The sequence below is a fragment of the Chryseobacterium sp. DT-167 genome, from assembly GCF_058310155.1.
This window is the reverse complement of sequence record NZ_JBZEEQ010000143.1, coordinates 1-513: the sequence shown is the minus strand read 5'-3', so window position 1 is coordinate 513 and position 513 is coordinate 1. Positions and strand designations below refer to the sequence as shown.

The 513-nt window shown below is 67.6% G+C and carries 1 protein-coding gene; it reads right to left on the bottom strand.

Annotated elements, in window-relative coordinates; genetic code table 11:
* Positions 1–410: TetR/AcrR family transcriptional regulator (locus AC4FQ5_RS20185; RefSeq protein ID WP_491146536.1), on the bottom strand; the 410-nt coding region annotated here is incomplete at its 3' end.
* Positions 411–513: the final 103 nt, after the last annotated feature.

Genomic DNA, 513 nt, shown 5'->3' with positions numbered 1-513 from the left:
CGTGCGATGAGCGCGTCTCGGATCGCTTCCGCGAGCGCCGTCGATTTGAGCAGCTCCCGCTCGCGCAAACGCTCGTCGGCCTGCACGATCGAGCGACGCAACGCGATGTCCTCTCGCCAATCAGGGAAGTCGGCGGACGCGACGGCGCGCAAGCCGTGCATGACGAGGTCGAAGGGCGAGAGATCGCCGGGCGCCGTGGCGAGCAGCGTCGAGACGACCGTGGGGAACTCCCGCTCCCGAAGGAAGAGCACCTCGCGCTTGTCGGCGAAGTGGCGGAAGAACGTCCGCGTCGCGAGCCCGGCGCGCGCGGTGATCTCGGGCACGCTCGTTGCCGCGTATCCCCGTTCGGCGAAGAGTTCGAGGGCTGCCCGCTCGAGTCGGACGGCGGCGTCGGGTGACCAGCGGCTCATTCCCCCATGCTAAGTGATGACACACCGTGTCGTCACTCGTATACTCATGACACGTCGTGTCATCACTCGCGACGCCGCTCCCGCCCCAGAAGGTCGTCATGCC